Source organism: Pseudonocardia hierapolitana (assembly GCF_007994075.1).
GTDB lineage: Bacteria > Actinomycetota > Actinomycetes > Mycobacteriales > Pseudonocardiaceae > Pseudonocardia > Pseudonocardia hierapolitana.
The window spans coordinates 8,373,222-8,386,944 of record NZ_VIWU01000001.1 but is presented as its reverse complement, the minus strand read 5'-3'; the positions used below and the strand labels follow the sequence as shown (position 1 = coordinate 8,386,944).

Here is a 13,723-nt window from a genome sequence, read left to right as displayed (position 1 = left end):
GCCCCATCGACGAAGGGAGCCGCCCGGCATGGACATCGGCCCCGAAGAATTCTCAGATCTCGGGACGGCGGTGCTCCAGGTAGCTGCGAGCAGCCCGCTCGGCGCCGGCGCGTCCGGCATCAGCCGGACCAGGATCCGGGCCGGCCGGATGGCCTCGGCGGTCAGACCTCGACCCGCCTCGCCTCCGCCGGGGACCTCGTCGTAAACCCTGGCTGAAGATCACAGATCAGCAGCACGTCCTTCCTGCGCAGAGAGTCTGGCTCCCTTCGATCCGCTCACGTCTCGAGATGCGGGCGATGCACGCGGGCGTACGCAGGCCCGAGCACGTCGGGTTCGGGGGTGTCGAGAGCCAGGCGCAGGAAGCGTTGCACGGGTGGACCGGGCGGGTCGGCGCGCCTGCGCAGCAGGCCGGTCTCGACCACGGGGACGTGCCGGGCGAGCGGGCGGGTGACCACGTCCGGCCCGCACACCCGCTCCGCCGACGCCGGCAGGACCGAGACACCGACCCCGGCGCCGACCAGTGCCACGACCGTCTGGACGAGGTCGACCTCGCGCAGGACCGGGTCGAAGCCGGAGAGCCGGCACGCCCCCAGCACGTGCGCGCCGAGGCCTCCGGTGAGCTCTCGCGCCGGGGCGACGAACGGCTCGCCCGCGAGCTCGGCGAGGTCGACCCGCTCACCGAGCCGGGCCGCGCGCTCCCGCGGCAGGACCGCGACGAGCGGTTCGCGCCGCACCACGGCCACGTCCAGGTCGGGTCCCACGCCGCCGGCCGCGCCGCCCGGGGCGAGGTGCACCAGCCCGAGGTCGGCGCGCCGGGCCCGCACGTGCTCGGCCACCGCGTCGGTTCCGGCCTCCAGGAACCGCACGTCCACCTCGGGGAGTGCGGTGCGGAAGCGGTGCAGCAGTGGCGGCAGCACCGACCAGGCGATCGCCGGTGCGAAGGCGAGCGCGAGGCGTCCGCTGCGCCCCTGGCCGGTGCGGCGCACCGACTCGGCCGCAGCCTCGACGTCGGCGAGCACGCGCCGGGCGTGCTCGACCAGCTGCCGCCCCGCCTCCGTGAGATCGACGCCGCGGCGGTGCCGCACGAACAGCTCCACCCCCAACTCGTGCTCCAACCGGCCCAGCTGGGCCGAGAGCGGGGGCTGGGTGAGGTGCAGGCGCGCCGCCGCGCGGGTGACGGAGCGTTCCTCGGCCACCGCCAGGAAGTACCGGAGCTGGCGCAGGTCCATAGCGCATCGTATGGCTGGCCGTTGCGATGCGTATTGGACGAATGCCTCGGTTGGTTGCACTGTGAAGGAGCTCACGACGATGGCGACGGGAGACGCGCGGTGATCGAGACCGACGTTCTGGTGATCGGCAGCGGACCGGCAGGCGGCGGCGCCGCACTCGCGCTGGCCACGCTCGGCGTCGACCACGTGGTGATCACCAAGTACCGCTGGACGGCCAACACCCCGCGGGCGCACATCACCAACCAGCGGACCATGGAGATCTTCCGCGACCTCGGCATCGAGGAGGACGTGCTCGCCCAGGGCACGCCCCACGAGCTGATGGGCGACACGGTGTTCTGCACGAGCCTCGCAGGCGACGAGATCGGTCGGGTGCGCACGTGGGAGACCGACCCGGCGCGGGAGTCGGACTACCTGCTCGCGAGCCCGTCGCCGAACTGCGACATCCCGCAGACGTTCCTGGAGCCGATCATCATCGGGCACGCGGCGTCACGGGGGAGCCGGATCCGTTTCGACACCGAGTACGTCGGGCTCGTGCAGGACGCCGACGGGGTCACGGTCACGGCGCGGGACCGGGCGACCGGCCAGGAGTTCCCGATCCGGGCGAAGTACGTGCTCGGCGCCGACGGCGGGCGCAGCCAGGTGGCCGCCGACGTCGGGCTGCCGTTCGAGGGGCGGATGGACCTCGCGGGCTCGATGAACATCGTCTTCCACGCCGACCTGTCCCACCTGGTGGCGCACCGGCCGAGCGTCCTGTACTGGGTCCTGCAGCCCGGTGCCGACATCGGCGGGATCGGGCTCGGGCTGGTGCGCATGGTCCGGCCGTGGAACGAGTGGCTGATCGTCTGGGGCTACGACATCAGCCTGCCGCCGCCCGAGGTGGACGACGAGATGGCCACCCGAATCGTCCACGAGCTGGTCGGCGACCCGACGGTGCCGGTGACGATCCGCTCCATCTCGCTGTGGGGCAACAACAAGATGTACGCCACCCGCTACCGCGCGGGCCGGGTGTTCTGCATGGGCGACGCCGTGCACCGGCACCCGCCGTCGAACGGGTTGGGCTCCAACACGTCCATCCAGGACGCCTACAACCTGGCCTGGAAGCTCGCACTCGTGCTGCGCGGCACCGCGGGGGAGGCGTTGCTCGACACCTTCGACGCCGAGCGCGCGCCGGTCGGCAGGCAGATCGTGCTGCGCGCCAACAAGAGCATCGAGGAGTTCGGACCGATCTTCGAGGCGCTCGGGCTCATCGGCCAGTCGGATCCGGAGCTGATGCGCCGCCACATCGCGGCCCGCGCGGAGAACACGCCGGAGGCCGCCCGGCAGCGGGAGGCGCTTCGCAAGGCCCTCGAGCTCAAGAACTACGAGTTCAACGCCCACGGCGTGGAGCTGGGGCAGCGGTACGCGTCGACGGCGGTGGTGCCGGACGGCACCCCGGAGCCGGAGTACACCCGCGACCCCGAGCTGTACCACCACCCGACGACGTGGCCGGGCGCGCGGCTGCCGCACGTCTGGCTGGGCCGCGACGGTCGGCGGGTCTCCACGCACGACCTGGCCGGGAAGGGCCGGTTCTGCCTGCTCACCGGCATCTCGGGGGAGCCGTGGGCGGAGGCGGCCGCCAAGGTCGCGCAAGAGCTGGACGTCGAGATCGCCGCGCACGTGATCGGCCCCGGCCGCGAGCACATCGACCTCTACGAGGACTGGGCGCGGGCGCGCGAGGTCTGTGAGGACGGCTGCGTGCTCGTGCGTCCGGACCTGCACGTCGCATGGCGCTGCGCCGACCTCGCGGCCGACCCGGCAGCGCAGCTGCGGCGCGTGCTCGGTGCCGTCCTCGCCCGCGACTGACGACCGGACCCCGACGAGCAGCAGGGACGAGGAGCAGGCATGGGACGCATGGAAGGCAAGGTCGCCTTCATCACCGGCGCGGCACGCGGGCAGGGTCGTGCGCACGCGATCCGGCTGGCGGGCGAGGGCGCGGACATCATCGTCACGGACATCGCGGGGCCCGTCGACACCGTGAGCTACCCGTCCGCGACACCGGAGGACCTGGCCGAGACCGTCAAGGAGGTCGAGGCGCTGGACCGGCGGGTCGTGTCCTTCGTGGCCGACGTGCGCGACCACGACGCGCTCGCCGGAGGCCTCGCCGCCGGGGTGGAGGAGCTCGGTGGCCTGGACGTCGTGGTGGCGAACGCGGGGATCATCAACGCCGTCCGGCCGAGCTGGGAGCTCGACGAGGCCGACTGGCAGACGATGCTCGACGTCAACCTGACCGGCGTGTGGCACGCGACCAAGGCCGCCGTGCCGCACCTGATCGAGCGTGGACCCGGCGGCTCGGTCATCCTGATCAGCTCCACCGCAGGCCTGCGTGGAATCCCCGGCATCGCCCACTACAACGCGGCCAAGCACGGGGTGCTCGGCCTGGCCCGGACGCTCGCGAACGAGCTGGCGCCGCACCGCATCAGGGTCAACTCGGTGCACCCGACGAACGTGCGCACGACGATGATCGACAACCCGTCCAGCGCCAAGATCTACCGGCCGGACCTGGAGAACCCGACGTTCGAGGATTCCCTGCCCGCGCTGGCGGACATCAACATGTGGGACGAGCCGTACCTCGACGTCGAGGACGTCGCCAACGCCGTGCTGTTCCTTGCCTGCGACGAGTCCCGGTACGTCACGGGCATCGCATTGCCGGTCGATCTCGGCATGAGCATGAAGTACTCGGGAGCGTGACATGAACAACGCAGGTGCAGCTCGGGGTACCGCACGGCCCGCGGCGGGCGGGGAGTTCGACCGCGAGGCCGACGTGGTCGTCGTGGGTGGCGGCGGCGCGGGCCTCCCGACGGCCCTGTTCGCGCGGTGGCTCGGCGACGACGTCGTGCTGCTGGAGAAGGCGCCCGAGCTCGGCGGCACCGCGAAGAAGGCGGCGTTCTGGTACTGGGTACCGAACAACGAGCCGATGCGCGCCGCGGGGCTGACCGACGAGAAGGACGACTTCCTGCGCTACGTCGCCCGCCTGTCCCGGCCCACCCGGTACGACCCGCAGAGCCCGACCTTCGGGCTCACCGAGTGGGAGTACGCGATGGCGGGCGCCATCCACGACAGCGCGAGCCCCGCCGCGGAGCTCCTCGCCGAGCGGGATGCGCTGCCCTACCGGCACTGCCCGGCCGTGCCCGACTACTGGGCCGAGATCCCGGAGGACAAGGCGCCGTACGGGCGGGTGCTGGTACCGCGCGACGCGTCGGAGTCCATGTCCGACGGCGGGGAGAACGCGATCCGCACGCTGAGCGCGGCAGCGGCACGTGACGGCGTGGAGGTCCGGACGAGCCACCGGGTGCAGCGGTTGATCGTGGATGCGGGGCGCGTCGTCGGCGTCGAGGCCAGCACGCCGGACGGGCGGTCGCACCGGGTCGGCGCGCGCAAGGCCGTCGTCTTCGCGACCGGGGGCTTCACCCACGACGACGAGCTGCGCGCCAACTTCCTCGGCGTCCCCGCCTACCGGGGATGCGCCGCGGCGACCAACGAGGGCGACTTCGTCCGGATCGCCTCGGCGGTGGGCGCGCAGCTGCGGAACATGAACTACGCCTGGATGTGCCCGGTTCCGCTGGAGCGATCCGGCCGGCCCGACCTCGTCGGCATGTTCTCCGTGGCCGGCGACTCGATGCTCTTCGTCGACAAGACCGGACGCCGGGTCGTCAACGAGAAGCTGCCCTACAACGAGCTGGCGCAGGCGTTCTTCCGATGGGACGGCACCGCGGGGGAGTACCCGAACCTCGTGCTCGTCCAGATCTGGGACCAGCGCAGCCAGGACCACAGCGCCAGCACCGAGTACGGGAGGCTGATCGTCCCGCCCGGTGCCGACGACTCCCACGTGATCCGCGGCGCGACGCTCGACGAGCTGGCCGGCGCCATCGCCGCCCGGTTGGAGTCGGTGTCGGACCGGACCGGCGGACTGCGGCTCGCGCCCGAGTTCCTGGAGAACCTGCGGTCCACGATCACCCGCTTCGACGAGCTCGCCACGAAGGGCGTGGACGAGGACTTCCACCGCGGCGAGACCGCCGTGCAGCAGCTGTTCAACGGCCCCGTGAAGGACGAGCCGGGCCGGGTGAACCCCACGATGTGGCCGCTCGCCGAGACCGGGCCGTACTACGCGGCGCTGGTCACCGGCGGCACGCTCGACACCAAGGGCGGTCCGCGGACCGACCCCGACGGCCGCGTGCTCGACGACGTCGGCGAACCGATCCCCGGGCTCTACGGCGTGGGCAACTGCGTCGCGTCGGCGTCCGCGCAGGCCTACTGGGCCGGTGGCGCGACCCTCGGCCCGATCATCGCCTTCGCCCACCGGGCCGCCACCGCCGCACACGCAGGCTGATCAAGGAGGAGAAGTGGCAGTCACCACGGGGACCATGACCGACGAGCAGCGCAAGTCCGTGGCGCTGGAGTACCTCAAGGCCTTCGACAACGGGGGCACGACCAGCACCGGCGGCAGCATCCTCGACCTGTTCGCCGACGACGCCCAGGTGTACTTCCCGAAGTGGGGCATCGCGGAGGGCAAGGAGGAGATCGGGCGGCTGTTCGGCGACGTCGGCGGCACGCTCAAGGCGATCAAGCACGACTACGCCGCGTTCAACTGGATCTTCTCTGGCGGTGACACCGTCGTCGCGGAGGGCACCAGCTACGGCGAGCACCAGGACGGCCCCTGGCGCGCAGGCGTACCGGACTGGGGTGCCGGGCGGTGGTGCGACGTCTTCGAAATCCGCGACTTCCTGATCCAGCGGGTCTTCATCTACCTCGACCCGGACTACGCGGGCAAGGACACCGACCGCTACCCCTGGCTCGCGTCGCGCTGACGGTCAGGGCATACGGGTACCGCCGGTTGCCCCGGCGCGACGACCATGCTGGTGGTTCTCGGCGGTCGAGCACCCGATGAGGCGGGCAGCGGGCACAGCCGGATCACCGGCGGCCCGTCGCCCGTCCGGGTTGTCGAAGGAGATCGGCCCGCCGCGCCCGGCACCGACCGTTCTGGGGAGGTCATCCCGCTGATCGCGGTGTTGACCTGGCCGCGCTGGACCTGCCAGCCGGCCGGGAGCGTGCGGAGCGCGGTGGAGATCGTCGTCAGCGCGCGGGAACCCTCCCGGACGGCGATGTGTCGCTCATCGAGGGTGAGGGCGTGCGTGACCGGCCCGGCGGCGCCTACGCTCCTGGCATGTCGCGGGTCAACGACGTCGGTGGCCAGTCCGGCTTCGGTCCGATCCTCGTCGCGGAGGACGAGCCGCCGTTCCACGCCGACTGGGAGGCGCGGGTCTACGCGCTCAACGTCGCGATGCTGCGGCAGGGGGTCTACGACCTCGACCAGTTCCGCGACGCGATCGAGCGGATGCCACCCGCCGAGTACCTGGCGGCGTCCTACTACGAGCGCTGGCTCCACGCCGTCGAGACCCTGACGACGGGCCACGGGCCGGCGGGCCATGAGTGAGCCCCGCTTCGCGGTGGGCGACCGCGTGCGCACCAGCACCGTGGACCCACCCCACCACACCCGGCTGCCCCGCTACGCCCGCGGGCAGGTCGGCGAGGTGGTGGAGGTGCAGGGGACGTGGCCGCTGGCCGACGACCGGGCGCAGGGGTTCGCCGATCCGCGGGTGGAGCCGGTGTACACGGTCCGGTTCCCGGCCGCGGATCTCTGGGGGCCGCCGGGCGGGCACTGGGTGCAGGTGGAGCTGTGGGAGTCGTACCTGGAGGTCGCCACATGAGCGGACAGCACTCGAACTCCGAGATCGCCGTCCGGGTGCGCCGCCTGGAGGAGCGGCTGATCGGCGCCGGGCTGACCAGCGACGACCAGCTCGACGCCATCATCGGGCGGGTGGCCTCCGGGTCGCCGGCGAACGGGGCCCGCGTCGTCGCGCGCGCCTGGGTCGACCCGGCCTACCGCGGGCGGCTGCTCGCCGACGGGAACCGGGCGCTCGAGGAGCTGGGCTTCTCGATGGGCCACGGGCCGCAGCCGCAGCGGTTCACGGTGGTCGAGAACACTCCCACCAGGCACAACGTGCTCGTGTGCACGCTGTGCTCGTGCTACCCGATCGCGCTGCTGGGGCCCTCGCCGTCCTGGTACAAGAGCGAGGCGTACCGGGCGCGCGTCGTCCGGGAGCCGCGGGAGGTACTGGCCGAGTTCGGGCTGGAGCTCCCCGCGGACACCGAGATCGTCGTGCACGACACGAGCGCCGAGAGCCGGCACATGGTGCTCCCCGTGCGCCCGGACGGCACCGACGGGCTGGCCGAGGCCGAGCTGGCGGCCCTGGTCACGCGGGAAGGGCTCATCGGCACCGCAGTGGTCTAGCACCACTGCCGGATTCCGTGATCATGGTCTGCCGCACCGCCGGACCCGTACAGCAGGGTCGCTGCGACAGCAGCGGCGTGCTGCTCGAACCGACCACACCCGGTTGATCGCCGCGAGCAGCACGTCAGCGCGGACCCGGCAGCAATGAGGGACTGCCTGGATCGACCATGACCGCGATACAGCGGCCACCGACGTCCGGGGCCGGGAAGCCTTTCATGGACGGACACAACGATCCGCAGCCGGAGTGCCAGGACAAGATCACTACGCGTAACGCCGCCGTAACCGGACAGTAGTGGTCACCGCTCTACAGTCTGGCCATTCTCGACAACGTTGATCCCTTCATCGGGACCGCCGCGACCGGCCTTCCGCCCGCGAGTGGTCTCGCCGCCACGTGGTGGTGGCCGAAACCGCAGGTCGGCAACACCCATCCGGGTGCCACCTCGCCCCTCGGCATGGTGTCGGCGTGCGCCTACTCCGGGGCCTATCCCACGGGTTACGGGCGCTACAGCAAGAACACCGAGGGTGTTCCCGAGGAGATGTTCGAAACGCTGCAGGCGTCCGGTTTCACGCATTTCCAGCAGTCCGGAACCGGCGCGATCCGCAAGTACTACAACTACGTGCGGGTCACGCCGATGGTGCAGCCCCTCGACGACCTCGGCGAGGCGTGGCCCCTGCGCGACGAGACGGCGACGCCCGGGTACTACGCCACCACGCTGGACACCGGCATCCACTGCGAGATCACGGTCGGCGAGAAGGTCGCCGTCCACCGCTACACGTTCCCGGAGAGCCGCAGCGCCCGCGTGGTGGTGGACCTGTCCTGCGGCGGGCTCGCCATCGACCTCGGCCGCACGGTCCCGCTGCGCGCCCACGTCGAGAGCATGGGGCACGGGCGCGCGCAGGGCACCGTGGTGCTGGAGGGCGTGCCGCTGTCGGTGCACCTCGAGGTGCACGGGCCCGGGTTGCGGCAGATGCTCTGGCACGACCGCCGGCTGATCGAGGGCGGTACCCGGCTCGACTTCGACAGCATCCGCCAGACCACCCTGCGCCCGTTCGGGCTGCTGTTCATGGGGCCCGTGCGCGCGGGCGACGTCGTCGAGGTGCGCCTGGGGTTCTCGCTGCGCGGCTGCGACCAGGCGCGCGACAACCTGGAACGCGAGTGCGCGGGCGCCGAGCCGGTCTTCGACGCGGTCCGGACCCGCACCGCCGACCGATGGGCCGAGCACATCGGCCGGGTCCGGGTCGAGGGCGGCACGCCCGCCCGACGGCAGGTGATGGCCACCGCGCTCTACCACTCGCTGATCAAGCCGTGCTTCGGCGACGACGAGAGCCCGTTCTGGCCGGCATCGGGACCGTTCGCGTTCGACATCTGCACGATGTGGGACCTCTACAAGACCCAGATCCCGCTGTTGATGACCATCGCCCCGAACCGCGCCACCGACCTGCTCGAGTCGTTGATCCGGGTCTGCGAGGAGGAGGGCAACTTCCCGATCGGCTACCGGATGGCCCGCGGCGCGGACCGCTTCTTCCGGCAGGCCAGCGCGCTCGCCCACACCGCGCTGGCCGACGCGCACGCGCTCGGGCTCCCCGGCATCGACTGGAGCTGGGCCCTGGTGCACATGGCCGACGACCTGCGCCGCCTCTACGGGGAGGACTTCTTCGAGCACGGCATCGTGCACCCGATCTCGCACACGCTCGACCTCGCCTACGGCCACCACTGCACGGCCACGGTCGCCAGGGCTCTGGGCGACAAGCGCCTCGCCGACGAGCTGGAGTCGCGCAGCCGCTGGTGGGTCAACGCCTTCGACCCGTCGACGGGGCTGCTGCGCGACTCGGAGTTCTACGAGGGCGGCAAGTGGAACTACTCGTTCCGGCTCGTGCACGACATGCGGGCGCGGATCGCGCTCGCCGGCGGCGACGACGCGTTCATCGACATGCTCGACGCCTTCTTCGGCTTCGACGCCGAACCGGTGAAGCAACCCGGACAGCGCCCCACGGCCGAGGAGATGGCCGCAGGCTTCGCGCTCAACCGGTTCGAGGGGCTCAACAACGAGCCCGACATGGAGGCGCCGTGGGCCTACCACTACGCCGGGCGCCCCGACCGCACCGCCGAGGTCGTGCACGCCGCGCTGACCTGGCAGTTCGGCACCGGGGCCGGTGGCCTGCCGGGCAACGACGACTCCGGCGGCCTCTCCTCGTGGTACGTCTGGGCGTCGCTCGGGCTCTTCCCGATCGCCGGCCAGAGCCTGTTCCTGGTGAACGCACCCGCGTTCGCCCGCGCCGCCCTGCAGGTGGCGGGGGGCGAGTTCGTGATCGAGACCAGCGGGCACCGCGAGGCGCCCGTCGGCGCGGACGGCATCGAGCAGACGCCGCCCGTGCAGTACGTCCAGTCGGCGCGGCTGAACGGCGAGCCTCTCGAGGCCACCCACCTCACCGCCGCTGACGTGCACGCCGGAGGCGTGCTGCAGCTCGAACTGGGGCCGGAGCCGTCTCCGTGGGGGAGCGCGGCCCGGCCACCATCCCTGTCCGATGCCCGAGCGGGAGGTGGCCGATCATGAACGAACGCCGACTCGTGATCGTCGTGCGGGCCGATCCGGTGATCTGCGGTCACTCCGGGGAGGCCCGCAACCTGGCCGAGGTGGCGCTGCATCGCGGCTTCACCGACGTCCGGCTGCTCACCTGGCCGATCGCCGCGCTGCAGGCCGTCGGGCTGCCGCTGAAGCCACTGGACCGCCTGCTGCCGTACTCCGACGGCATCACCGTGGAACGCCCCGAGCCCGTCGGCGACTACCGGGTGCCGGACGGGCGGCACCTCGCCGGGCTCACCGGGCGGCTGGTCGAGCTGCTCGCCGAGCCGATCCCCACCACGTGCCTGTCGATGTACCTGTCGCCGCACGCGAACGTCGTGGTCGACGCCGTGGCCGCCGCCCGCGCGGCGGGCTTCCCCGCCGACGTGCACACGGTGGCGAAGGCCGTGGGATCCGACGTCACGAACGTGATCCGGTCCTGCCTGCGGGAGGGACGGTTCGGCGCGGCCGCCGTCGTGCTCACCACCTACCTCGCCCACGACGAGGTGCTCGCGGTGTCCGAGTACACGCGCGAGCAGATCATCCTCGCCGCGGAGGCCGTCGACGCCCATTGCGGCACGCGGTTCGCCTGGGCGTGCCGCGACCGCGTCACCATCAGCTATCCGCCGATCGACACCTCCGCCTACCTCGACCTCGATCCGGCGGAGGTCGACGCGGCGCTCGCCCGGCGCGGCCTCGAACGCGACGGCTATGTGCTCTTCCTGTCGCGCGTGACCCGGGCCAAGGGCGTCCACGACCTCGTGGCCGCCTACACCGCGTCCCGGGCGCGGGACCGGGTGAAGCTCGTCGTCGCGGGCACCGGGCCTGCGCTGCCCGAGGTCCGTGCGCTCGCAGGCGACGACGAGCGGATCGTCTTCCTCACCGACGTGGACGACGACGAGAAGCCGCTGCTGATGCGCGGGTGCGCGACCTACGCCCTGCCCACCAAGCCAGAGCCCGACTTCGTCGAGACGTTCGGCATCGCCCTCACCGAGAAGCTGCTCGCGGGCGGCGGGCCGGTGATCACCACACTGACCGGCGGCACCGGCGAGGCCGTCGGCGACACGGCCGTGATCGTGGAGGCCGGCGACGTCGAGGCCTTGCGGGCGGCCCTGGACCGCGTGGTGCTGCAGATGCCCGAGCACGAGCGGCGCAACCTGGAGCTGCGCGGCCGCGACCACGCCATGGCCTTCGACCGATCCCGGGTCTTCGACCAGCTCTTCGGTGCCCCGAGGCACGTGACCCTGGTCGACGGGGCCGCCGCGAACGCCGGCTGAGGCCCGACTGCCTTCACCGCGACAGCCCCCAGGGGCTGGGAGAGTGAACGCATGACGACCGCCCCGACCGTGGACGTGCCGGCCCTGCTCGCGGACCTGACGCTCGAGGAGAAGGCGTCGCTGTGCTCCGGCGCGGACTTCTGGAACACGAAGGCCGTCGAGCGCGCCGGCGTCCCCGCGGTCATGCTGACCGACGGCCCGCACGGGCTGCGCAAGCAGGCCACGGCCGCCGATCACGTGGGCCTGTCCGACTCGGTACCGGCGACCTGCTTCCCGCCGGCCGTGGCGCTGGGGTCCTCCTTCGACGCCGAGCTCGTGGAGCGGGTGGGACGGGCGCTGGGGGCGGAGGCCCGGGCCGAGAACGTCGCCGTGGTTCTGGGGCCGGGCATCAACATCAAGCGATCCCCGCTCTGCGGGCGCAACTTCGAGTACCTGTCGGAGGATCCGCTGGTCAGCGGCGTGCTCGGGGCCGCGCTGGTGCGCGGGATCCAGAGCGCGGGCGTCGGCGCCTGCGTGAAGCACTTCGCCGCCAACAACCAGGAGACCGACCGGGCGCGGGTCAGCGCGGAGGTCGACGAGCGCACGCTGCGGGAGATCTACCTCGCCGGTTTCGAGCGGGTCGTCACCGAGGCGCGGCCGTGGATGGTGATGTGCTCCTACAACAGGGTCAACGGGACGTACGCATCGCAGCACCCGTGGCTGCTCACCGACGTCCTGCGCACCGAGTGGGGCTTCGACGGGGCGGTCGTCTCCGACTGGGGCGCGGTGTCCGATCGCGTCGCCGCCCTGCGCGCCGGGCTGGACCTGCAGATGCCGGCGACCGGCGGCCACGTCACCGACGCGGAGATCGTGGCCGCGGTGCGCTACGGCGAGCTCGACGAGGCCGTGCTGGACCGCGCGGTCGGGCGGATCCTCACCCTGCTGGCCCGCGCCCTCCCGGCCGTCCGCGAGGGCGGCGTGTTCGATGCCGACGCCCATCACGCACTGGCTCGCGCGGCGGCGGCCGACTGCGCCGTCCTGTTGAAGAACGAGCCCGTGGACGGCACCCCGTTGCTGCCGCTCGACCCCACGGCAACCGTCGCGGTGATCGGCGAGTTCGCACGCACCCCGCGCTACCAGGGGGCCGGCAGCTCGCAGATCAACCCGACGCGGCTGGACGACGCGTGGAGCGCGATCCGGGGGATCGTCGGAGACCGGGCGGTCTTCGCGGCCGGTTTCGGGGTGGACGACCCCTCGGCCGACGACGAGGCGCTGCGCGCGGAGGCCGTCGAGGCCGCCCGTGGCGCCGACGTGGCCGTGCTCTTCCTCGGCCTGCCGGCCGGCGACGAGTCGGAGGGCTTCGACCGGGAGCACATCCTGCTGCCGGCGGCCCAGACGGTGTTGCTCGCTGCGGTGGCGGAGGTCAACCCGCGGGTGGTCGTGGTGCTCGTCAACGGATCGACGGTCCAGGTGGCGGGCTGGGACCACCACGCCGCCGCGATCCTCGAGGGCTGGCTGTCGGGGCAGGCGGGTGGCGGCGCGATCGCCGACCTGCTCCTGGGGCGGGCGAACCCGTCGGGCCGGCTGGCGGAGACCGTCCCGCTGCGGCTGCAGGACAACCCGTCCTACCTCAACTTCCCCGGCGAGCTCGGGGTGGTGCACTACGGCGAGGGCGTCTTCGTCGGCTACCGGGGCTACGACGCGCGCGAGCAGGAGGTGTCCTACGCCTTCGGCCACGGGCTCTCGTACACCACCTTCGGCTACACCGACCTCGAGGTCGCGGTCGGCGGCGAGCAGAACATCGGCGAGCAGGACGTCACGGTGTCGGCGACCGTCACCAACACCGGATCGCGTGCAGGCGAGGAGGTCGTGCAGGTCTACGTCGGCCCGCCGGCGTCGGCCGTCGCCCGCCCGGTACGCGAGCTGAAGGCGTTCACCAAGGTCGCGCTGGAGCCCGGCGAGTCCCGGCGCGTGACGTTCGCGCTGACCCGGCGCGACCTGTCCTACTTCCACCCCCGGCAGGGGCGGTGGGTGTTCGAGGGCGGCGAGTTCGGCATCGCCGTGGGCGCCTCGTCCCGCGACCTGCGCCTGAGCGCGACCGTCACCGTCACGGCGCCGACCTCCGCGCCGCCACTGGCCGAGGACGCCAGCCTGGAGGAGTGGCTGGCCCACCCGGTGGGGTCGCGCCTGCTGGAGGAGCGGCTCGCCGCGGCGGGCCCGAGCCAGCTCACCGACCCGGAGATGCGCAACGTGGTGGGGAACTTCCCCCTCGCCCGGCTGGTGACGTTCCCCGGAATGCCGCTGACCCCGGCCGAGGTGGAGGACCTGCGGAAGGCCGCGGGCTGA

The 13,723-nt window shown here is 72.3% G+C and carries 11 protein-coding genes; 10 read left to right on the top strand and 1 reads right to left on the bottom strand.

What is annotated here, in order from left to right:
* Positions 1-275 precede the first annotated feature (275 nt).
* The gene (locus FHX44_RS39510) at positions 276-1,229 is read right to left on the bottom strand and encodes a LysR family transcriptional regulator (protein WP_147260439.1); all 954 of its coding nucleotides are present in this window, start codon (positions 1,227-1,229) and stop codon (positions 276-278) included.
* Positions 1,230-1,328: 99 nt separating this feature from the next.
* On the opposite strand from FHX44_RS39510, the gene FHX44_RS39505 reads away from it, so the two are divergent.
* The 10 genes from FHX44_RS39505 to FHX44_RS39460 all read left to right on the top strand — a co-directional run bounded on the left by FHX44_RS39505 (position 1,329) and on the right by FHX44_RS39460 (position 13,723).
* Entirely contained in the window at positions 1,329-3,071 is a 1,743-nt protein-coding gene (locus FHX44_RS39505; RefSeq protein ID WP_147260438.1) for an FAD-dependent oxidoreductase, read from the top strand.
* Between the two features lie 39 nt (positions 3,072-3,110).
* Positions 3,111-3,956, top strand: a complete 846-nt coding sequence (locus FHX44_RS39500; protein ID WP_147260437.1) for a mycofactocin-coupled SDR family oxidoreductase — start codon at positions 3,111-3,113, stop codon at positions 3,954-3,956.
* Between the two features lies 1 nt (position 3,957).
* Entirely contained in the window at positions 3,958-5,595 is a 1,638-nt protein-coding gene (locus FHX44_RS39495; protein WP_147260436.1) for an FAD-dependent oxidoreductase, read from the top strand.
* Positions 5,596-5,608: 13 nt separating this feature from the next.
* Positions 5,609-6,073 (top strand): nuclear transport factor 2 family protein, encoded by a 465-nt coding sequence (locus FHX44_RS39490; RefSeq protein WP_147260435.1) that lies wholly within the window; start codon positions 5,609-5,611, stop codon positions 6,071-6,073.
* Positions 6,074-6,429: 356 nt separating this feature from the next.
* Positions 6,430-6,699 carry an SH3-like domain-containing protein gene (locus tag FHX44_RS44100; protein ID WP_147260434.1) on the top strand — a complete coding sequence of 90 codons (270 nt, stop codon included), beginning with the start codon at positions 6,430-6,432 and terminating at the stop codon, positions 6,697-6,699.
* The gene (locus FHX44_RS44095) at positions 6,692-6,973 is read left to right on the top strand and encodes an SH3-like domain-containing protein (RefSeq protein ID WP_147260433.1); all 282 of its coding nucleotides are present in this window, start codon (positions 6,692-6,694) and stop codon (positions 6,971-6,973) included. Before FHX44_RS44100 ends, FHX44_RS44095 begins: the two co-directional genes overlap by 8 nt.
* A complete protein-coding gene (locus tag FHX44_RS39475) occupies positions 6,970-7,557 on the top strand; it encodes a nitrile hydratase subunit alpha (RefSeq protein ID WP_147260432.1) in 588 nt (195 codons plus the stop codon). The genes FHX44_RS44095 and FHX44_RS39475 overlap by 4 nt, the downstream gene beginning before the upstream one ends.
* 311 nt (positions 7,558-7,868) lie before the next feature.
* Positions 7,869-10,112: a glycoside hydrolase domain-containing protein gene (locus FHX44_RS39470; RefSeq protein ID WP_342793518.1), complete on the top strand. Its 2,244-nt coding sequence runs from the start codon at positions 7,869-7,871 to the stop codon at positions 10,110-10,112.
* Positions 10,109-11,398, top strand: a complete 1,290-nt coding sequence (locus FHX44_RS39465) for a glycosyltransferase (protein WP_147260430.1) — start codon at positions 10,109-10,111, stop codon at positions 11,396-11,398. The genes FHX44_RS39470 and FHX44_RS39465 overlap by 4 nt, the downstream gene beginning before the upstream one ends.
* Positions 11,399-11,449: 51 nt before the next feature.
* Complete coding sequence (locus tag FHX44_RS39460; RefSeq protein ID WP_147260429.1) at positions 11,450-13,723, top strand: glycoside hydrolase family 3 C-terminal domain-containing protein; 2,274 nt, start codon at positions 11,450-11,452, stop codon at positions 13,721-13,723.

What these genes read in the sequence shown, in the direction of transcription:
- FHX44_RS39495 (WP_147260436.1), top strand. Translation starts at nt 3,958, where the DNA reads ATGAACAACGCAGGTGCAGCTCGGGGTACCGCACGGCCCGCGGCGGGC.
- FHX44_RS39460 (WP_147260429.1), top strand. Translation starts at nt 11,450, where the DNA reads ATGACGACCGCCCCGACCGTGGACGTGCCGGCCCTGCTCGCGGACCTG.
- FHX44_RS44100 (WP_147260434.1), top strand. Translation starts at nt 6,430, where the DNA reads ATGTCGCGGGTCAACGACGTCGGTGGCCAGTCCGGCTTCGGTCCGATC.
- FHX44_RS44095 (WP_147260433.1), top strand. Translation starts at nt 6,692, where the DNA reads ATGAGTGAGCCCCGCTTCGCGGTGGGCGACCGCGTGCGCACCAGCACC.
- FHX44_RS39475 (WP_147260432.1), top strand. Translation starts at nt 6,970, where the DNA reads ATGAGCGGACAGCACTCGAACTCCGAGATCGCCGTCCGGGTGCGCCGC.
- FHX44_RS39510 (WP_147260439.1), bottom strand. Translation starts at nt 1,229, where the DNA reads ATGGACCTGCGCCAGCTCCGGTACTTCCTGGCGGTGGCCGAGGAACGC.
- FHX44_RS39500 (WP_147260437.1), top strand. Translation starts at nt 3,111, where the DNA reads ATGGGACGCATGGAAGGCAAGGTCGCCTTCATCACCGGCGCGGCACGC.
- FHX44_RS39465 (WP_147260430.1), top strand. Translation starts at nt 10,109, where the DNA reads ATGAACGAACGCCGACTCGTGATCGTCGTGCGGGCCGATCCGGTGATC.